Genomic DNA, 16,801 nt, shown 5'->3' with positions numbered 1-16,801 from the left:
TCGTGTCAGCGGGTCACGGGGCGAGACCCAAAAGCTCGGCGATGCGCGGCGTCGCCTTGATGCCGGTGCCGGTGAGCACCGCCACGACGGTCTCGTCGGGCCCGATCGCGCCGCTGGCGGTCAGGTCGGTCAGCGCCGCCGCGGCCATCGCGCAGGTCGGCTCGACGTAGAGGCCGGAGCGGGCGAGCTCCATCAGCGCCGCCTCGATCGCCGGCTCCGAGACCGCCACGGTGCCGCCCCCGGACCGGCGGAGCGCCGCCAGCACCGCCCGGCCGCGCACCGGCTGGGCGATGGAGGCGCCCTCGGCCAGCGTCGGGCCCGGGGTGACCGGCAGAAAGTCCTCGGCCTGCGCCTGGAAGCCGGCATGCAGGGGCGCGCACCGGGCCGGCTGCACCGCGTAGAGGCGGGGCAGCCGGGCGATCGCGCCCCGGCGCAGCAGCTCCGAGAAGCCGATGTCGCAGCCGAGCACGTTGCTGCCCGCCCCGCACGGGATGATCACGGCGTCGGGGGCGGTGAATCCGAGGTCCTCCCACAGCTCGTAGGCGAGCGTCTTGGTGCCCTGGAGGAAATGCGCCTGCCAGTTGTGGCTGGCGTAGAAGATCGTGTCGGCCTGCCGGATGGCCGCGTCCGCGGTGTCCTGGCGGGTGCCGGGGATCAGCTCGACCTCGGCGCCGGCGGCGCGCATCTGCACGGTCTTGGCCGGCGAGGTCGAAGCCGGGACCAGGATCTTGGCCCGCATCCCGGCCGCGGCCGCGTAGGTCGCCACCGCGGCGCCGCCGTTGCCGGACGAATCCTCCAGCACCGCGTCGATGCCCTGCTGGCGCAGGATCGACAGCATCACGGAGGCGCCGCGATCCTTGAAGCTGCCCGAGGGGGCGAACCATTCGAGCTTGAAATGGGCGTGGCGCCCCCGCCAGGGCCGGCGCACCAGCGGCGTGCAGCCCTCCCCCAGCGAGACCGGATCCGTGACCGCCACCGGCAGCGCCGCCGCGTAGCGCCAGAGCGAGCGCTGCCCGGTGTCGATCTGCCCCCGGTCGATCCCGGGCAGCGGCGAGATCATCAGCGGCCCGCCCGAATCGCCCCGCCAGCGCGGGATCTCGATCGGGTGGGAGGCGCCGGTGGCGGGGTCGACATAGGCAGGGGGCATATCGGGAGCAGGCATGCGCATCACGGCTCGGGGATCCGGGGCGGCTCGAGTAGTGTATACATAATTATCTTAGGAAGCGCGCCGTCCGTTCCGCCGAAACGGCGGGCGCGTTTCGCCCAGGTCCACCTCGGCCAAAAGCTCGGCGCTGGCGCCCGCGAGAGTCCAGCCGCCATGCCCCGTCCTGGACGGCGACCGGGATCGCTTGTCCTACCGCGAGGCCTCTGGCTAGAGCGCTCGCCGCCGAAGTGGATACCGGTTCGGCGCAAGCGAGCGCGTGGAATCAAAGACTTAGAGCCGTTCCCGATTGCAACGCGATCGGGAACGGCTCTAGATGATCGCATGGATCCCGTCAGCGTCCTCGATGCCAGGAATCGGCTCGGTGCCCTCCTCGACCAAGTCGAGCGCGGGCACGAGGTGGTCATCACGCGCCGCGGCAAGGCCGTGGCCCGCCTCATTCCAGCCGAGTTGCCAGCCGAGTTGCCGGCAGAGCCGCCAGCTGCCGAGTCGCCGGATCCTCCGCGGGCGGCCGTCGCGGCGCTCCGCGCCCTGCGAGCCGGCATCGCCGCGCGGGGCGTGCGGTTCGACGCGGCGGAGATGAGGGCGCTGCGCGACGAAGGCCGGCGGTGAGCGCCTGCGTTCTCGACTGCTCCGCCGCCCTGTGCTGGATCCTGCCGGACGAGGGCGACGCAGCCACGGACGCCCTGCTCGACCGGGTGGCGCAAGCCGGCGCCACGGTTCCGGCCCTGTGGCCGTTCGAGGTCGCCAACGTCATGCTCATGGCCGAGCGGCGCCAGCGCATCACGGCGGCCGAACGCCGGCAGGCCCTGACCATCCTGGGCGACCTGCCGGTCCGGATCGACCCGCCCTCGCCGGAGCGGGCTTGGACGGAGACCCTCGTGCTCGCCCAGGCGCACCGGCTGACGGCCTACGACGCGAGCTATCTCGAACTGGCGATCCGTCATGGGCTGCCCCTGGCGACACGGGACGCGGCTCTGCGGGCCGCCGCGTCTTCCTGCGGCGTCCCGCTGTCGATCTGAAGGCGTCCCGGCCCACATCGCTCGGGACGATGCCCTGGCGCATCGTGCCGGATATCGGAACCGGCATGATGCGCCAGGTCTTTGAATGTGCATCACCTTTTCCGAAATCCGGCAACCACTTTTCGGGGCGATGCCCTAGGCCGCCAGATCCAGGCCCGCGGCCTCCGGGGCATGCTCGGCGGCCACCGCCTCGGCGACGAGTTCGGCGGTGGCGCCCGAGAGGGTCCAGCCGAGATGGCCGTGGCCGGTGTTGTAGAACACGCCGGGCCGGCGGCCGCGCCCGACCTTGGGCAGCATGTTCGGCAGCATCGGCCGCAGGCCGCTCCAGGCCACCACCCGGTCGGTGTCGACAAGCGGGAACTGCTCCCGGGTCCAGTCGATCAGCGGCTGCACCCGGTCGTGCCGGATGTCGCGGTTGAACCCGTTGAACTCGGCGGTGCCGGCGACCCGCAGGCGCGCGTCGCCGAGCCGGCTGGTGACGATCTTGGCCGCCTCGTCGAGGATGCTGACCTCCGGGGCCGCAGCCTGCGCCTCCGGGGTCAGCAAATTCACGGTGATCGAGTAGCCCTTCACCGGGTAGACGTTGACCCGGTCCCCGAGCATCGCGGCGAAGCGCCGGCTGGCGCAGCCCGCGCAGATCACCACCGCGTCGGCGGTCAGGGCCTGCGGGGCGGCGGCCGGGCGGTCGGCCAGATGATCGGTTCTGCGCCAGCCGATGGCGTAGCCCCCCGCCCCGGCCGCGATCGTCTCGACGCTGGCGTCGTGGACGAAGCGGACGCCCCTGCGGGCGCAGGCGGCGGCGAGGCCCCGGGTGAAGGTGTGGATGTCGCCGGTGGCGTCCGAGGGCGTGAAGAAGCCGCCCGCGTAGGCGCCGGCCAGCGTCGGCTCGATCGCCCGGATCTCCTCCGGGGTCACGGCGTAGCGCTCGAGCCCGCCCTCCCGCAGCAGGGCGTTGACGGCGTGCGCCTTCTCGAAGCTCGCCCGGTCCCGGTAGAAGTGCAGGATGCCGCGGGTCTTCAGGTCGAAGTTGATGCCCTCGGCCTCGGCCATGGCGAACAGGGCGGTGCGGGCCTTGAGGGCCAGCCGCACGGTCTCAACGGTGTTCTGCCGGTAATGGGCGATCTCGCGCATGAACTCCGCCATCCAGGACAGCTTGTGCCAGGACGGGGCCGGGTTCATCAGCAGCGGCGCGTCGCGGCGCAGCATCCACTGGACGCCGTGGAGCACGGTGGAGAGCTTGTTCCAGACCTCGGCGTTGCAGGCCGAGAGCTGGCCGCCGTTGGCGAAGGAGGTCTCCATGGCGGCGTAGCGCTGCCGGTCGAGGACGGTGACGCTGTAGCCGCGCCGGGCGAGCGCGTAGGCGGTGGTCACGCCGGTGATGCCGGCGCCGATGACGGCGATGTGGGTCATGATGGGGACTCCGGGACGTGCGGACGCGGTGAGGCCCTCCCCCTGCGGGTCGGCCGGTTTTCGCGCCCCATCTGTCCCGGTGCCTGAGAGCTTGATCCGGCCGGCCCTGGCGAGGCTGGCGCGGACGTCCCCTTCGGCGGGTACCCACGGACCCGAAAGGATCCGCTGCACCGCTCTCCAGATCGCCCTGACGACACGGTTCCGGTGCCTGAGAGTTTCCGGGGCGGTTGCTCCGTCGGCGCCGGGTCCCCCTCTGGTGGGCGGATCCCGGTCTCTCCCGCATCGTCGCGATGGGCTGAGGATGCGATACCCCGATTCGCCCGCCCGGGTGAAGGCCGGGAACACCGCGCCGGCCGACAGCGCGGCCGCCCTGTCACCCGGCGGGAGCGAACCCGGCGGAGCGAACCCGGCGCTCGCCGGTTGACCGCTCGAACCTGTGGAGACGCCCGATGCTGACCAGGACCGCGATCTACGAGGGCACGGTGCGCGACGGCCAGGACGACGCGTTCTTCCGCCGGGTCCGGGACGAGCTGGAGCCGTTCTGGCGGCGCTTCCCGGGGGTGACCGCGGTGCGGGTGCAGCGCCTGGTCTCCAAGGATGCCGACGCCCGGCCGATCGCCATGATCCTGGAGATGGATTTTTTGGATCAGGCGGCGCTCGACGCCTGCCTGGCCTCGTCGATCCGGCCGGAATCCCACGCCGCCACCGAGGCGGTGATGCAGATGTTCGACGGGCGGTTCTACCACCTCGTGAGCGAGGCCCGCAGCCTGGACGTGGCGGGATAGGGCGCGCGACGGCCGGGTCCGGGGCGCCCCCGCGGCAGCGCCCCGGTCGCGGGCCGCTCAGCCCGGATCGCGCGTGAAGGCGTCGAAGGCCCGGGCGCTGTAGACCAGCGCCGCGCCGGCATTCAGCGCGACGGCGACGCCCAGCGCCTCGACCATCTCCTCCTTCGTCGCGCCGGCCTTCCGGGCGGCGTCGGTGTGGAAGGCGATGCAGCCGTCGCACCGGGTCGTCACCGCCACCGCGAGGGCGATGAGCTCCCGGGTCTTGGCGTCGAGCTGCGGCACCTTCGGCTGGGCCGAGGCCAGCTTATCGTGGGCGTGCAGCAGGTCCGGGCTGATCTGGCCGATCTGACCCAGCGTGGCCATCAGCTCGCCCCGGTAGCCGTTCCAATTCTCCATCCCGGTGTTCCTCCGAACGCGGCTCTCTCGGGAGCCGTTGCCGCGGCGGCGCCTGCTGCACCGCCTACCAACTAGTAGGTACAGATGAAGCTTCGGGATGGCAATCCGCGTCCCCGCCCTCGGCAAACCGGGCGGCGCGGCCCCGATCGGGAACCCCAGCGTGCCTTTTCCTCACGCGACGCGCGCGCTTTTCAGGGATTGTCCGGCCCGGATCCCGGGGCTACCCCCGGCGCGACGGTGAGCGCGGTCGCCGGAGGCACGCGCCCGGCCGGACCGGACCCGGCGGCGATCGGAACAGGACAGGCGCCATGACCGACCAAGCCATCGACCGGGCCACCATCCGGTCCGGCCAGTGCCATTGCGGCACGGTGCGCTTCCGGGCGACCCTCGGCGACGGCTTCGATTCGATCCGCCGCTGCACCTGCTCCTACTGCCGGATGCGCGGTGCCGTCGTCGCGATGGCGGAGGCCGGCGGGGTCGAGATCCTGGCGGGCGCGGAGACGCTGACCCGCTACCGCTTCCACACCGGGACGGCGGAGCACTTCTTCTGTTCCCGCTGCGGGATCTACACCCACCACCAGCGGCGCTCGAACCAAGACCTCTACGCCGTGAACGTGGCCTGCCTCGACGGGGTCAGCCCGTTCGACTTCCCCGCGGTGCCGGTCATGGACGGGGTCAACCACACCAGCGACACCGGCCAGCCGACCCGCCGGGCCGGCACGCTGCGGTTCATCCCGGCGGCGTAAGAGGCTCCGGCGCGGCCGGCAGCCCGGCCGCGAGGGCGTCGATCGCCAGCCGGAGGCGGGCGGTCATCAGGCTGTCGGTCGGCCAGACCAGGTGGATCGGCAGGCCGGCCGGCGCGTGCTCCGCCAGGACCGGCCGCAGACGCCCCTCCTCCAAATGCCCCTCCTCCAATGCCCCTCCTCCAGGAGCGGCCGCGCCAGCCACAGCGGCAGCTGCGCGAGGCCGAGCCCGGCCCGGGCCGCCAGCAGCGCCGCCTCGACATGGCCGACCCGGAGCCGGGCGCGATCCGGAACCTGCACGCGCCGGCCCTCGGCCTGGAAGCGCCAGGGCTCGACGTGGCGGTCGCGCAGGATCCCGATGCCGTCATGCGCCGCCAGGGCGTCGAGGTCCTCCGGAGGCCCCCGCCCCCGCCGGCACGCTCCGGGGCATCCCGCGCACGCCCCGGAAGGCCGGCTCGCGGCCACCGCTGAGCCGGAACGGCTCGAGACGAGAACTAGACTTGCAATCGACCGACGAAATTGAATGTAAACCATGCTTTCAGGCACAACGACCGGCAAATAGAGATTAAAACATACATCAGCGTCTTCTTCCCGGGGTTTATCCATGAGGAGGGACCCTTATCGAAGACGGGCGGCACGATGGCGCGATGGATCCCCGGGGCGGCGGTGTTCGGCCTGCTGTGCCTGATGATTATCCCGGCCCCCGGGATCTGGGGCGTCCTGATCGGCGCCGTCTGCGTGCTGGCGATCATCGGCAGCCTGTCCCTGCTCCTCCTGGACCGGCTCGCCACCGGGATCCTCGTCTGGCAGGCGCACCGGCAGTCCAAGCGCCGGGACCGGGTGCGGGGGCGGGTGGTGCATGCCGGCTCCGGGATGTCCCGGAAGGTCTGACGGGGCTGGATTCCGGCGGGCAGCGATGCGAGGTCTGCGTGGCATGACCAGATGCGTCGCCACGAACCGGGACGGTCCGATGAAGCTCCTCTACTCCCCCGCCTCCCCGTATGCCCGCAAGGTGCTGGTGCTGGCCCACGAGACCGGTCTGATCGACAGAATCGCCGTCACCGTCGCCGGGGCCTCCCCGACCGGCCCCGCCCCCGAGGTCGCCGCCCACAATCCGCTGGGCAAGATCCCGGCCCTGGTGCTGGAGGACGGCACCGCCCTCTACGACAGCCGGGTGATCTGCGAGTATCTCGACGGCCTGTCGGCCGGCCCGCGCCTGTTCCCCGAGGGTCCGGCGCGCTGGGACGCGCTGACCCGGCAGGCGCTCGCCGACGGCCTGCTCGATGCCGCCCTGCTCACCCGCTACGAGCGGGTCCTGCGCCCGGAGGCGCAGCGCTGGGCGGCCTGGGAAGCCGGCCAGGTGGCCAAGATCACGGCGGCGCTGGACCGGTTCGAGACCCTGGTGGCGGACATGCCGGTCCTCGATATCGGCACGGTCGCGATGGCCTGCGCGCTGGGCTACCTCGACCTGCGCTTCCCCGATCTCGCCTGGCGCGAGGGACGCCCCGCCACCGCCGCCTGGTCCGCGGTGTTCGAGGGCCGGCCCTCGATGGTCGCCACCGTACCGCAAGGGTGACGTCTCGGGGCTGCGCGCCCCGAACCCCGCCCAACGGCCGCGGGCCCTTGGGAATCCCGGATTCTATGGCCGGGCCTGGACCGCGTAGGGGTGGGACGAGGCGAGCGGGTCGGCGAAGAAATCCTGGACCGTCCCGGCGCCCGTCCCGAAGGTGATGAGCAAAAAACCTCCGGCCAGCGCGAAATTCTTCAAAAAATCCCAAAACAGCTCGCGGCCCTTGCCGCCCGCCCAGAAGTCGCCGGGCGCCCAGAACTGTTTCCACAGCAGCGCGGTGGCGCCGCAATAGCCGGCGAGCACGAAGGCCGCCGCCCGGTCGGCGGTGCCGGTCAGGACGCACAGCGACATCCCGATCTCGACGCCGAGCCCGATCAGGATCAGCAGGGTCGCCGGCCCGGTGGCGTGCACCGCCTGCCGGGCCTGGCCGACCGCACCCTTGAAGTTGAGGATCTTGTCGAGGGCGCTGAACGGCAGGAACAGCAGCACCAGGAGCAGGCGGACGCCGAACGCGATCGCGACGCTGAGGCTGGCCATGCGCTTCTCGCCGATTCCCGATCCGGCCTCGCGGCCCGCCGCCCATCCAAACCGCGAGCGGCGCAAAGGTTTCTCGTTCGAGGCGGGCGTTTCTTCGCAGGACGCCACGAGGGGCGGCCGGACCGCCGCAGACTTCGCGGACCCTTCGTAGACTATGCGCGTCGAAGGCCGCGCCAGACTGCGAAGTCTCTCAGGCCCGGCAGTCCCGGATCAGCCGCCGGACGAAGTCCGCGCAGGCCGCCAGTTCGTCCCGGGTCACGTACTCGTCGGCCTTGTGGGCCCGGGCGATCGAGCCCGGACCGATCACCACCGCCGGTACGCCGCCCAGCCGCTCGAACAGCCCGCCCTCCGTGCCGTAGGAGACCTTGCCGTGCCCGTTGCGCCCGGCCAGCCGCTTGGCGAGCGTCACGATCGCCGCCTCGGGGTCGGTGTCGAGGCCGGGATAGTCGATCAGCGGCTCGACCTCGACGCCGCAGGCCGGGTCCGTCTCCCGCATCAGCGGCGCCAGGGTGTCGGTGGCGTAGGCGATCGCGGCCGCCGCCAGCGCCCCGGCATCGTCGGCCCCGATCGCCCGGTATTCGAATTCCACGCTGCAGCTGTCGGGCACGATGTTGAGCGCCGAGCCGCCCCGGACCACGCTCGACAGGCCGGTGGTGTGGGGCACGTCGTAGAGCGGGTCGCGGGCGCCGTCCCGGGCGATCGCCTCCGCGGACAGCCGGACATGCTCGATGAAGCGGGCGGCGTATTCCACCGCGTTGACGCCCGCCGGCGCCAGGGCCGAGTGGCTGGCCTTGCCCCGGAAGGTGAGGCGGGACGCGGACTTGCCCTTGTGCCCGACCACCACGTCCATGCCGGTGGGCTCGCCCACGAAGCAGCCCAGCGGGCGCGGGCCCCGCTCCAGCATCCGGGCGATCAGCGGGCGCACCCCGAGGCAGCCGACCTCCTCGTCGTACGAGATCGCGAGATGGAGCGGGGTCGCGAGTTCCGCCGCCGCCATCTCGGGCAGGAGCGCGAGGCAGACCGCGAGGAACCCCTTCATGTCGGAGGTGCCGCGCCCGTAAAGCCGGCCCGCCGCCTCCCGCAGGACGAACGGGTCCGACGACCAGGGCTGGCCCTCGACCGGCACCACGTCGCTGTGGCCGGAGAGCACGTAGCCGGGTCGCGTCTCGAACGGGCCGACGCTCACGAGCAGGGCCGCCTTGGCCCCGGTTGCGTCGGGCACGCGGGCGACCGCGGCGCCGTGGCGGCGGCAATAGCCTTCCGCCCAGTCGATCAGCGGCAGGTTCGAGCGGGCGCTCACCGTGTCGAAGGCCACGAGGGTCCCGAGCAGGTCGACCGGATCCGGCGCGGGGGCGTTCTGGGCGGGAATCGGCATCGGGCGGCTCGCATCGTCTCGGGTGAGGGCATCCTACGGGGTTTTCGCGGATTCCGGACCCGCGAAAACCACCCTGCCCCGGGATCGTCCCGGAACCGGAGGCCCGCAGCGGCGTAGGCGGCGGAGACGGCGCCGTCGCGCGCCGCACAGCCGAGCCCGAACCATGCGCCCCGCGCCCGCCCCGATCCGCGCGGCCCTGCTGCCGGCGGCGCTGCTTCTGGCGATCGCCCCGGCCAAGGCCCGCCCGCGCCCGAGGGAACCGCACCACCGCGCGGCGTCCGACTTGCGGGGATCCGACATGGACATGACGCTGGCCCGCATGGCCGCGCGCGACCGGCTCCGGGGCTGGCGGGTCTGGCAGCAACCGCGGCCCTGGATGCGCGCCCTGCCCCCGGCCACCCGGGAGCGGGTCGCGGCCCCTCCGTTCACCGGCTGGGGCTACGGCGGTACGATCCCGGGGGCCGGGCCCGATTTCTGAACCGCCGCCCCCTCCCCTCCACGGGGTGCCGCCGAGAAGACCGCTTCCGAGGAGTGCGATGCCCGCCATCACCCGCCCCGCCGCCCGGCTCACCCACGCGGCGGCCCTCATCGCCCTCCAGGCGGCCGTCGCCCACGCGGAGGCGATCGGGGTGCCGGAGGTCGTCGCCGTGGTCGATGCCGACGGCAACCTGCTCGCCTTCCTGCGCATGGACGGCGCCAAGCTGCTGTCCCGGGAGAGCGCCCTGGCCAAGGCGGTGACCGCCGCCTCGAACGGCGCGCCCACCGGCGGGCTCGCCGCCGACCTCGCCGTGACGGTCGGCCTCGCCACCGGCGGGCGGCTGACCAACCTGCCCGGCGGCCTGCCGATCGTGATCGACGGCGCCTGCCTGGGCGGCATCGGGGTCGGGTCCGGTGCCAGCGACCAGGACGTGGCGGTGGCCCGCGCCGCCCTGCGGGCGATCGGCGCGCAGGATCCCGTCACCACGCCCGCCGTCACGCCCTGAACCCGGCGCCTCGACCCGGGTCGGGCGGGCTGGCATGGTGTGGCGGGAGGTTGGGAGACAACCCACGATGGCTCTGACGTTCCGCCTGGACGATCCGACCCAAGCCGACCCGCGCCGCCGCTGGGCCGAGCTCGACCGGGACGCGCGCAGCGCCTGCTACGACAACACCCACGCGGTCGCCGACAGCGCCGCCCAGGTGGCCGCCCGCGACGCCGCCTCGGCCGCCTACCGGGCCAGGCATCCGGCCGGCCTCGACATCCCGTACGGAACCGGCCCCCGCAACGCCCTCGACCTCTACCCGGCCCGCGACGGCTCGGCGCCCGGCCTGGTCTTCCTCCACGGCGGCTACTGGCAGCGGGGCGCCCGCGAACTGTTCGCATGCTTCGCCGAGGGGCCGAACGCCGCCGGCTGGTCGGTGGCGATGGTCGGCTACACCCTCGCCCCGGAGGCGAGCCTGACCCGGATCGCGGCCGAGATCGGCGCGGCGCTGGACTGGATCGGCGCGCACGGCCCCGCGCACGGGATCGGCGGCCCCCTGGTCCTGGCGGGCTGGTCGGCGGGCGGGCTGCTGACCGCGCTCCAGCTCGGTCATCCGGCGATCGCCGCCGGGCTCGCGATCTCGGGGGTCTACGACCTCGCGCCGATCCGCCAGACCGCCCTCGACGACAAGCTCAACCTCACGGAGGCGGAGGTCGAGGCGTTGTCGCCCCTGCGCCGTCCGGTGGTGGGCAAGCCGCTCTGCCTCGCCTACGGGAGCCGCGAGCTGCCGGCCCTGATCCACGACGCCCGCAACCTGCACGCCCTGCGCGCCGCGGCCCACGCGCCGGGTCCCCTGCTGCCGGTGCCGGGCGCCGAGCATTTCTCGGTGCTGGGCGAGCTGCGCCGGCCGGACGGGATTTTGGTGCGGGCCGCGCACGCGCTGCTCGGGGGCTGAGGCCCGGCGACGGGGCGTCGCGCACGGTCGCGCACGAAAGGCCGCGGTGCACGGATGCATCGCCGCAACATGCAGTTGCACGAACCGCGGCTCAGGTCGCGATACGGTCTTGCTGAGCCCCCCTGCGCGTGCTGAGACGGGCGGGCACGGACGCGACCCGCCTCGACCCGGGGGTCGGACCGACCGGGCCGGGGGAAGTGGATGCAAGCGGTCGCCCGGTCGGGCCCTGCAGCGGCGTCGGGATCGCAAGCCAGTCCGGTGGACCTGGTCGCCTCCGGCCGCCGGACACCCAGGGTGCCGCGGCTGCGCCTCGCGCTGGCCCTGGGCTTCGGGACGCTCGGGTTCCTCGCCGCCCTGGCGCTGGCCATCCTGGTGAGCCGCGAGGCGACGCGCCGGCTCGAGGCCGAGGTCGGCGGCCAGCTCGCCGAGATCGCCGGACAGATGGCGCGCAGCCTCGATCTCGGCATGTTCGAGCGCTGGCGCGACATCCAGATCGCGGCCGCCTCCGACAGCCTGCGCGATCCCGGGGCCGGGGCCGACGCCAAGCGCGCCGTGATGCGGCGCCTCCAGGAGACCTACCCGGCCTACTCGATCATCGGGCTGATCGACCCGGACGGGCGCGTCGCGATCACCAGCATCGGCGCGCTGGAGGGGGCGGACGTCTCCGGCCGCGCCTATTTCCAGGAGGCCCGCGAGCGGCCGTTCGTGGGGGACGTGCACCCGGCCAAGCTTCTGCAGGCCGTGCTGGCGCCCGCGGCCCGCGATCCGGCGGTCCGCGAGCCGGTCATCCACGAGCCCGCGATCCACGAGCCCGCGATCCACGAGCCCGCGATCCACGAGCCTCTGCGCCTCCTCGACCTCGCCGCCCCGGTCAGGGACGCGGGCGGGCGCTTCGTCGGGGTGCTGGCCGCCCATCTCGACTGGGTCTGGGCGCGCGATATGGCGCGCACCCTCGAAGGCTCGCTCCGGAGCCATCGCGGCGGCGCCGAGATCCTGATCCTCGCCCGCGACGGCACCGTGCTGCTCGGGCCGCCGTCCCTTCAGGGCAACCGCCTCCCCGAAACCGTGCTGTCCGGCGGGCGCTCCCTCGACCCGCAGGGCACGAGCCGGGTCGGACCCTGGCCCGACGCCGCCGCCGGCTATCTCAGCGCGAGCGCCCGCACGCACGGCGAGCGCGATTATCCCGGCCTCGGCTGGCAGGTCGTGGTGCGCCAGAGCGCGGACCGGGCCCTGGCCTCGGTGGCGGCCCTGCGCTGGAACATCCTGGCCGCGGGCAGTGCCGTGGCGCTCGCCGCGGCCGTGCTCGCGTGGCTGCTCGCCGGCCTGATCGCCCGGCCGCTGCGGGATCTGGCTGCGGCCGCGGGGGCGCTGGGCCGCGACGGGCCCCTGCCGCCGCTGCCCCGGGCGATCGTGCGCGAGGGCGCGATGATCGCGGACGCCCTCACCGGGGCGGCGGACGAGCTCGCCCGGCGCGCGGAGGCCCAGCGCCTCCTGATCGACGAGCTGAACCACCGGGTGAAGAACACCCTGGCCACCGTGCAGTCGATGGCGGCGCAGAGCCTGAAGGATCTCGGCGACGGGGCGGCGGCGGGGCGCGAGGCCTTCGAGGCCCGGCTGCTCAGCCTGTCCCGCGCCCACGACGTCCTGACCCGCGAGAGCTGGCTGAGCGCCGACCTGCGGGGGATCGCCGTCCAGGCCCTGCGGCCCTTCCAAGGCACCGAGGCAGGGCGCATCGCCCTGGACGGACCGGACCTGCGGCTGCCGCCCGAGATGGCGCTCGCGCTCACGATGATCCTGCACGAGGTGTGCACCAACGCGGTCAAGTACGGCGCCCTCTCGGTCCCGTCCGGGCGGGCGTCCTTGGGTTGGACCCTGGAGGCCGGCGCCGGCGGCGGCCGGACCCTGCGGATCGCCTGGCGCGAGCGCGGGGGGCCGCCGGTCGCCGCCCCGTCGCGGCGCGGATTCGGCACCCGCCTGCTGGAGCGCGGCCTGGCCGGACGCGACAGCGCCGCCCTGGCCTACGAGCCGGGCGGCCTCGTCTACACGGCGGCGGCGCCGCTGCCCGCCGGGTTCCGGCCGGAACCCGGGTCCCCGCGGGAGCCCGGCCCGTCCGTCGATATCGGGCACGGCGCGGGCTGACCCGGCTCGGCCGGCGCCCGCCCGCTCCCCGCCTTCGGCCGCCGACCGCGGCCGGCCTGCCGCGTTGCCAAAGGTCGGATGGATCGGTCGGTGCCGTTTAATCCATGGCCTCGACGACGCTTTATCGACGCCGTGCGATCCCGCACCAAGTATATCGCTGAAACGGATTAAATTTTACATTGATCGACTGTGCTCAACCGCACATCTACTTTGCACGACTGCGGCTATGTTCGACGCATCGGCACAGGACGCGGTGTCCCGGCCAGCATGACGAACACAGGCGGAGCCTCCCATGACGCGCAACGGAACGCAGCGTTTCCTGACCCTCGGCCTCCTGGCCGGCGCCCTCGCGCTGCCGATGGCGGCCCAGGCCGGCGAGGGCGGCGGCGGCAGCCGGCAGGCCGCCGGCGGTGGTCACATGAGCTCCTATGTCAGCGATCCGTCCCACGATCCGCGCTCCCTGCATTCGCAGCGCATGGGCAGCGGCCAGCTCCTCGGCGCCCCGATGATGCACGACCGGGGCACCGCCACGGTCTCGCGCGGCAGCGTGGTCGATCCCCACTGGGCCTCCGGCCATGTGGAGCGCCGCACCCGGCGCTGAGCAGGCCCGGGGCCGCCCGGACCCCGGTCGGGCGGCCTCCTTCGCGGTCGTCCCGCATCCGAACGGCCCTGGGCGCCGATCCCCGCCCGAGCCTCGTCCCCAGCCCGATCCCCCCAGCCCGATTCCCAGTCGCAGGGTCCCCGCACGTGAACAGCATCATCCAGGGCATCGCCAGCTTCCAGGGCAGCGTCTTCCCCGGCCAGCGCCAGATGTACCAGCAGCTCGTGCGCGACGGTCAGCACCCGAGCGCGCTGATCATCGCCTGTGCGGATTCCCGGGTCTCGCCCGAGCACATCACCCAGGCGGGGCCGGGCGACCTGTTCGTCTGCCGCAACGCCGGCAACATCGTGCCCCCGGCCTCCGACGTGATCGGCGGCGTCTCTTCGGCGATCGAGTACGCCGTGGTGGCCCTGGGGGTGCGCGACATCGTGATCTGCGGCCATTCCGATTGCGGCGCCATGGGCGGCCTGATGAAGCCGGACCTCCTGAAGAAGATGCCCAGCGTCGCGGCCTGGCTGCGCCACGCCGAGGCGGCCGAGCGCATCGTCTGCGAGGCCTATCCCGAGGGGATGGACCCGCAGGAGCGTCACCGGGCGCTCGCCCTGGAGAACGTGGTGGTGCAGCTCGCCAACCTGCGCACCCATCCGAGCGTCGCCGCCGGCCTGGCCAAGGGCCGCTTGCGCCTGCACGGCTGGTTCTTCGAGATCGAATCCGGCGCGCTGCTGGCCTATGACGGCACCACCGGGCGGTTCCGGCCGATCGCGGAGGCGGACATGCCGGTGGCCCAGGCTCCCGCCCTGGCCCCCGCCCTGGCCGGCAACCGGATGCAGGCGGCGTGAGCGGCGCGTCGCTCGCCGGCCTGCGCGACCGGCTCGGTCCCGGCAGCGCGGTCCGGACCAGCCTGGCGCGGGACCTGCCCGCCTCGTTCGTGGTGTTCCTGGTGGCGCTGCCCCTGTGCATGGGCATCGCCATCGCGTCCGGGGTGCCGCCCGAGCGCGGCCTGATCACCGGCCTCGTCGGCGGCATCGTGGTCGGGCTGATCGCCGGCTCGCCGCTCCAGGTCAGCGGGCCGGCGGCGGGGCTCGCCGTGATCGTCTACGGGTTCGTGCAGGCGCACGGGCTCGACGCCCTGGGCCCCGTCCTGGTGGTGGCCGGCCTGGTCCAGCTCGCCGCCGGCGCCCTGCGGATCGGCGGCTGGTTCCGGGCGATCTCGCCGGCCGTGGTGCACGGCATGCTGGCCGGCATCGGCATCCTGATCGTGCTCGCCCAGCTCCACGTCCTGACCGACGCCATGCCCCAGGCGAGCGGGCTCGACAACCTCGTGGCGATCCCGGCCGCGTTCTTCGACTTCGTCACCGGGGTGGGCGACCGTCCCGGCGCGGTGCTGGTCGGGGGCGCGACCATCGCGGCGATGATCGCCTGGGAGCGGTTGCGCCCGGCGCGGCTCCGGCTGCTGCCGGGTGCGCTGATCGGGGTGCTGGCGGGCAGCCTGGTGGCCGGGGTCGGCGGCCTCGCGGTCAAGCGCGTCGTGGTGCCGGAGGCGATCTTCTCCGGCCTCGCCCTGCCGAATCCGGAGGCCTGGGCGCGGCTCGCCGAGGCCGAGATCGTCGTGATGGCGCTGGTCATCGCGGTCATCGCCAGCGCCGAGAGCCTGCTCTCGGCCGCCGCCGTCGACCGCATGCATCACGGCCCCCGGACCCGGTTCGACCGGGAACTGGGCGCGCAGGGCGTCGGCAACCTGATCTGCGGGCTCCTGGGCGCCCTGCCGATGACCGGGGTGATCGTGCGCTCCTCCGCCAACGTGCAGGCCGGGGCGGTCACCCGGGCCGCCACGGTGATGCACGGGCTCTGGATCCTGGCCTTCCTGGTCGCCCTGCCCTGGCTGCTGGCGCTGGTGCCCACCGCGAGCCTCGCCGGCATCCTGGTGGTCACCGGCTGGCGGCTGGCGAGCCCGGTCCACGGCCTGCACCTGCGGGCCCGCTACGGCTGGACCACCGCGGCGATCTGGTTCGCCACGCTGGCGACCGTGGTGGCGGTGGACCTGCTGAGCGGGGTGCTCACCGGGCTGGCCCTGAGCCTCGCCCAGACCCTGCCGAGCCTGCGCAAGGGACGGCTGCGGATCGAGCACGCCGCGGCCCCGGAGGTCCCGGGGGTGCCGGAGCTGCGGCTGTCCGGGGCGGCGACCTTCCTGCAGCTGCCGACCCTGACGGCGGCGCTGGAGCGCACCCCCGTGGGCGGCGAGGTCCGCCTCGGCACCGAGGACCTCGCGGCCATCGACCATACCTGCCTGGAGATGATCGGCGACTGGGCGAGCCGGCGCATGGCCGCCGGGACCCGCGTCGCGGTGGTCGGCGGATCGGGCCTCCCGCACGACCGCCTCGCCGCCGCGGTCGCCGCCCCCGCGCAGTGAGACGACGGCCCCCCGTCGGACGACGCGACGGGGGGCCGTCTCGGCATCGCGAACAGGGATCGCCGGACGGGTCGATGACCGGCCCGGCCCGCACGGGACCGGCGATCCGCGACCTGCGATCCGGGATCTTCGCATCCGGTTAAGACTGAATCTTCGCGCCCTCTTAAGACGCCATCGCCACACTCGCCCGGCCCACCCGCTGTCCGGGATCCCGCCGGACGCGCGTCCTCGGCAGGGAGCGTCGCCGATGTTCAGGTTCCTCGCGGTCCCGGTCGCCTGCCTGGCCCTGGCCGGAGCCGCCGTCGCGCAGGAGCAGGCCGCCGCCGGGGCGACGGCGGCGAGCCCCGCTCCGGAGGCTCGGCTCCCGGATCCCGGGGCCCGCCTCGACAGCCTCGCGCTCCGTCACCCGGAGCCCGAGGCCGCCCAGACCACGGCCTCCCTGAAGAGCCCGGCCGACCTGCCCAGGGAGGCGCTCGGACCGGCTCCCAGGCCCGCCCCCAGGCCCTGGTGCGCGCAGGAGCGGCGCGTCGGCACAGGGGCCGGATTCTGCCTGATCAACTAGCGCGTGGTCTTGTGGTGTAACGCGGCCCTGTTTCGGAAGCGACGCCCGATCATGGGTTTCCAAAGGGCTGGGTTTCCAAAGGGCTTGCAGCCCTTTGGCCGGGTTCGGGGGCGGAGTTCCTGAGTGAACGGGGCTTTGCCCCGCCGCAGGGCTCCGCCCTGCACCCGCAAAA

Annotated in this window: 20 protein-coding genes, 1 pseudogene and 2 riboswitches; of the genes and pseudogenes, 14 read left to right on the top strand and 7 right to left on the bottom strand. The window is 73.6% G+C overall.

Features of this window, described 5'->3' with window-relative positions; genetic code table 11:
• Positions 1 to 13: 13 nt before the first annotated feature.
• The gene (locus MFF40_RS22750) at positions 14 to 1,147 is read right to left on the bottom strand and encodes a pyridoxal-phosphate dependent enzyme (protein WP_147898784.1); all 1,134 of its coding nucleotides are present in this window, start codon (positions 1,145 to 1,147) and stop codon (positions 14 to 16) included.
• Positions 1,148 to 1,486: 339 nt separating this feature from the next.
• Between MFF40_RS22750 and MFF40_RS22745 the strand changes: the two genes are divergently transcribed.
• Complete coding sequence (locus tag MFF40_RS22745; RefSeq protein ID WP_147898777.1) at positions 1,487 to 1,774, top strand: type II toxin-antitoxin system Phd/YefM family antitoxin; 288 nt, start codon at positions 1,487 to 1,489, stop codon at positions 1,772 to 1,774.
• Positions 1,771 to 2,184 carry a type II toxin-antitoxin system VapC family toxin gene (locus tag MFF40_RS22740; RefSeq protein ID WP_147856652.1) on the top strand — a complete coding sequence of 138 codons (414 nt, stop codon included), beginning with the start codon at positions 1,771 to 1,773 and terminating at the stop codon, positions 2,182 to 2,184. Before MFF40_RS22745 ends, MFF40_RS22740 begins: the two co-directional genes overlap by 4 nt.
• Positions 2,185 to 2,319: 135 nt before the next feature.
• Here MFF40_RS22740 and MFF40_RS22735 read toward each other — a convergent pair whose 3' ends face one another.
• Positions 2,320 to 3,594 (bottom strand): D-amino acid dehydrogenase, encoded by a 1,275-nt coding sequence (locus MFF40_RS22735; RefSeq protein ID WP_147898776.1) that lies wholly within the window; start codon positions 3,592 to 3,594, stop codon positions 2,320 to 2,322.
• Positions 3,595 to 3,663: 69 nt separating this feature from the next.
• Positions 3,664 to 3,777, bottom strand: a riboswitch (glycine riboswitch).
• 3 nt (positions 3,778 to 3,780) lie between these two features.
• Positions 3,781 to 3,884: riboswitch (glycine riboswitch) on the bottom strand.
• 159 nt (positions 3,885 to 4,043) lie between these two features.
• Here MFF40_RS22735 and MFF40_RS22730 point away from each other — a divergent pair.
• Positions 4,044 to 4,379: a hypothetical protein gene (locus MFF40_RS22730; RefSeq protein WP_147856654.1), complete on the top strand. Its 336-nt coding sequence runs from the start codon at positions 4,044 to 4,046 to the stop codon at positions 4,377 to 4,379.
• A 57-nt stretch (positions 4,380 to 4,436) separates the two neighbouring features.
• On the opposite strand, the gene MFF40_RS22725 is transcribed toward MFF40_RS22730, so the two are convergent.
• Positions 4,437 to 4,775: a carboxymuconolactone decarboxylase family protein gene (locus tag MFF40_RS22725; RefSeq protein WP_147856655.1), complete on the bottom strand. Its 339-nt coding sequence runs from the start codon at positions 4,773 to 4,775 to the stop codon at positions 4,437 to 4,439.
• Positions 4,776 to 5,083: 308 nt separating this feature from the next.
• Between MFF40_RS22725 and MFF40_RS22720 the strand changes: the two genes are divergently transcribed.
• On the top strand, positions 5,084 to 5,521 hold the full coding sequence (locus MFF40_RS22720) for a GFA family protein (protein ID WP_147856656.1): 438 nt from the start codon (positions 5,084 to 5,086) through the stop codon (positions 5,519 to 5,521).
• Here MFF40_RS22720 and MFF40_RS22715 read toward each other — a convergent pair.
• Positions 5,505 to 5,675, bottom strand: coding sequence for a hypothetical protein (locus MFF40_RS22715; RefSeq protein WP_238262328.1), 171 nt, complete (start codon positions 5,673 to 5,675; stop codon positions 5,505 to 5,507). The genes MFF40_RS22720 and MFF40_RS22715 overlap by 17 nt on opposite strands.
• 68 nt (positions 5,676 to 5,743) lie before the next feature.
• Positions 5,744 to 6,052, bottom strand: a pseudogene (locus MFF40_RS28980) (hypothetical protein); the annotation flags it as partial.
• Between the two features lie 105 nt (positions 6,053 to 6,157).
• Here MFF40_RS28980 and MFF40_RS22705 point away from each other — a divergent pair.
• Positions 6,158 to 6,409 (top strand): hypothetical protein, encoded by a 252-nt coding sequence (locus MFF40_RS22705; RefSeq protein WP_147856945.1) that lies wholly within the window; start codon positions 6,158 to 6,160, stop codon positions 6,407 to 6,409.
• A 79-nt stretch (positions 6,410 to 6,488) separates the two neighbouring features.
• Positions 6,489 to 7,094: a glutathione S-transferase gene (locus MFF40_RS22700; RefSeq protein WP_238262324.1), complete on the top strand. Its 606-nt coding sequence runs from the start codon at positions 6,489 to 6,491 to the stop codon at positions 7,092 to 7,094.
• Positions 7,095 to 7,157: 63 nt separating this feature from the next.
• Here the strand turns inward: MFF40_RS22700 and MFF40_RS22695 are convergent, their stop codons facing one another.
• Together MFF40_RS22695 and argE are read right to left on the bottom strand one after the other, a co-directional pair.
• The gene (locus tag MFF40_RS22695) at positions 7,158 to 7,625 is read right to left on the bottom strand and encodes a DoxX family membrane protein (protein WP_147856943.1); all 468 of its coding nucleotides are present in this window, start codon (positions 7,623 to 7,625) and stop codon (positions 7,158 to 7,160) included.
• A 190-nt stretch (positions 7,626 to 7,815) separates the two neighbouring features.
• On the bottom strand, positions 7,816 to 9,000 hold the full coding sequence (gene argE, locus MFF40_RS22690) for an acetylornithine deacetylase (protein WP_147856942.1): 1,185 nt from the start codon (positions 8,998 to 9,000) through the stop codon (positions 7,816 to 7,818).
• A gap of 163 nt (positions 9,001 to 9,163) precedes the next feature.
• Here argE and MFF40_RS22685 point away from each other — a divergent pair, with 163 nt between their 5' ends.
• The 8 genes from MFF40_RS22685 to MFF40_RS22650 all read left to right on the top strand — a co-directional run bounded on the left by MFF40_RS22685 (position 9,164) and on the right by MFF40_RS22650 (position 16,629).
• Complete coding sequence (locus MFF40_RS22685; protein ID WP_238262322.1) at positions 9,164 to 9,478, top strand: hypothetical protein; 315 nt, start codon at positions 9,164 to 9,166, stop codon at positions 9,476 to 9,478.
• 58 nt (positions 9,479 to 9,536) lie between these two features.
• Positions 9,537 to 9,983 (top strand): GlcG/HbpS family heme-binding protein, encoded by a 447-nt coding sequence (locus tag MFF40_RS22680; RefSeq protein WP_238262320.1) that lies wholly within the window; start codon positions 9,537 to 9,539, stop codon positions 9,981 to 9,983.
• A gap of 67 nt (positions 9,984 to 10,050) precedes the next feature.
• Entirely contained in the window at positions 10,051 to 10,917 is an 867-nt protein-coding gene (locus MFF40_RS22675) for an alpha/beta hydrolase (RefSeq protein WP_147899513.1), read from the top strand.
• 201 nt (positions 10,918 to 11,118) lie between these two features.
• Positions 11,119 to 13,056 (top strand): sensor histidine kinase, encoded by a 1,938-nt coding sequence (locus MFF40_RS22670; RefSeq protein WP_378995849.1) that lies wholly within the window; start codon positions 11,119 to 11,121, stop codon positions 13,054 to 13,056.
• A 292-nt stretch (positions 13,057 to 13,348) separates the two neighbouring features.
• Complete coding sequence (locus MFF40_RS22665) at positions 13,349 to 13,657, top strand: hypothetical protein (protein ID WP_147899515.1); 309 nt, start codon at positions 13,349 to 13,351, stop codon at positions 13,655 to 13,657.
• A 146-nt stretch (positions 13,658 to 13,803) separates the two neighbouring features.
• A complete protein-coding gene (locus MFF40_RS22660; protein WP_147857952.1) occupies positions 13,804 to 14,496 on the top strand; it encodes a carbonic anhydrase in 693 nt (230 codons plus the stop codon).
• Complete coding sequence (locus MFF40_RS22655; RefSeq protein WP_238262315.1) at positions 14,493 to 16,067, top strand: SulP family inorganic anion transporter; 1,575 nt, start codon at positions 14,493 to 14,495, stop codon at positions 16,065 to 16,067. Before MFF40_RS22660 ends, MFF40_RS22655 begins: the two co-directional genes overlap by 4 nt.
• A 247-nt stretch (positions 16,068 to 16,314) precedes the next feature.
• The gene (locus MFF40_RS22650; protein WP_147899572.1) at positions 16,315 to 16,629 is read left to right on the top strand and encodes a hypothetical protein; all 315 of its coding nucleotides are present in this window, start codon (positions 16,315 to 16,317) and stop codon (positions 16,627 to 16,629) included.
• Positions 16,630 to 16,801: the final 172 nt, after the last annotated feature.

The organism is Methylobacterium mesophilicum, assembly GCF_022179445.1.
GTDB classification, from domain to species: domain Bacteria; phylum Pseudomonadota; class Alphaproteobacteria; order Rhizobiales; family Beijerinckiaceae; genus Methylobacterium; species Methylobacterium mesophilicum.
Note: the sequence above shows the minus strand (reverse complement) of the source record. Positions and strands in the feature narration are given on the sequence as shown.

Excerpts from the sequence above, each read along its gene's own strand:
- MFF40_RS22750 (WP_147898784.1), bottom strand. The coding sequence starts at position 1,147 with ATGCCCCCTGCCTATGTCGACCCCGCCACCGGCGCCTCCCACCCGATC.
- MFF40_RS22745 (WP_147898777.1), top strand. The coding sequence starts at position 1,487 with ATGGATCCCGTCAGCGTCCTCGATGCCAGGAATCGGCTCGGTGCCCTC.
- MFF40_RS22735 (WP_147898776.1), bottom strand. The coding sequence starts at position 3,594 with ATGACCCACATCGCCGTCATCGGCGCCGGCATCACCGGCGTGACCACC.
- MFF40_RS22730 (WP_147856654.1), top strand. The coding sequence starts at position 4,044 with ATGCTGACCAGGACCGCGATCTACGAGGGCACGGTGCGCGACGGCCAG.
- MFF40_RS22725 (WP_147856655.1), bottom strand. The coding sequence starts at position 4,775 with ATGGAGAATTGGAACGGCTACCGGGGCGAGCTGATGGCCACGCTGGGT.
- MFF40_RS22720 (WP_147856656.1), top strand. The coding sequence starts at position 5,084 with ATGACCGACCAAGCCATCGACCGGGCCACCATCCGGTCCGGCCAGTGC.
- MFF40_RS22705 (WP_147856945.1), top strand. The coding sequence starts at position 6,158 with ATGGCGCGATGGATCCCCGGGGCGGCGGTGTTCGGCCTGCTGTGCCTG.
- MFF40_RS22700 (WP_238262324.1), top strand. The coding sequence starts at position 6,489 with ATGAAGCTCCTCTACTCCCCCGCCTCCCCGTATGCCCGCAAGGTGCTG.
- MFF40_RS22695 (WP_147856943.1), bottom strand. The coding sequence starts at position 7,625 with ATGGCCAGCCTCAGCGTCGCGATCGCGTTCGGCGTCCGCCTGCTCCTG.
- argE (WP_147856942.1), bottom strand. The coding sequence starts at position 9,000 with ATGCCGATTCCCGCCCAGAACGCCCCCGCGCCGGATCCGGTCGACCTG.
- MFF40_RS22685 (WP_238262322.1), top strand. The coding sequence starts at position 9,164 with ATGCGCCCCGCGCCCGCCCCGATCCGCGCGGCCCTGCTGCCGGCGGCG.
- MFF40_RS22680 (WP_238262320.1), top strand. The coding sequence starts at position 9,537 with ATGCCCGCCATCACCCGCCCCGCCGCCCGGCTCACCCACGCGGCGGCC.
- MFF40_RS22675 (WP_147899513.1), top strand. The coding sequence starts at position 10,051 with ATGGCTCTGACGTTCCGCCTGGACGATCCGACCCAAGCCGACCCGCGC.
- MFF40_RS22670 (WP_378995849.1), top strand. The coding sequence starts at position 11,119 with ATGCAAGCGGTCGCCCGGTCGGGCCCTGCAGCGGCGTCGGGATCGCAA.
- MFF40_RS22665 (WP_147899515.1), top strand. The coding sequence starts at position 13,349 with ATGACGCGCAACGGAACGCAGCGTTTCCTGACCCTCGGCCTCCTGGCC.
- MFF40_RS22650 (WP_147899572.1), top strand. The coding sequence starts at position 16,315 with ATGTTCAGGTTCCTCGCGGTCCCGGTCGCCTGCCTGGCCCTGGCCGGA.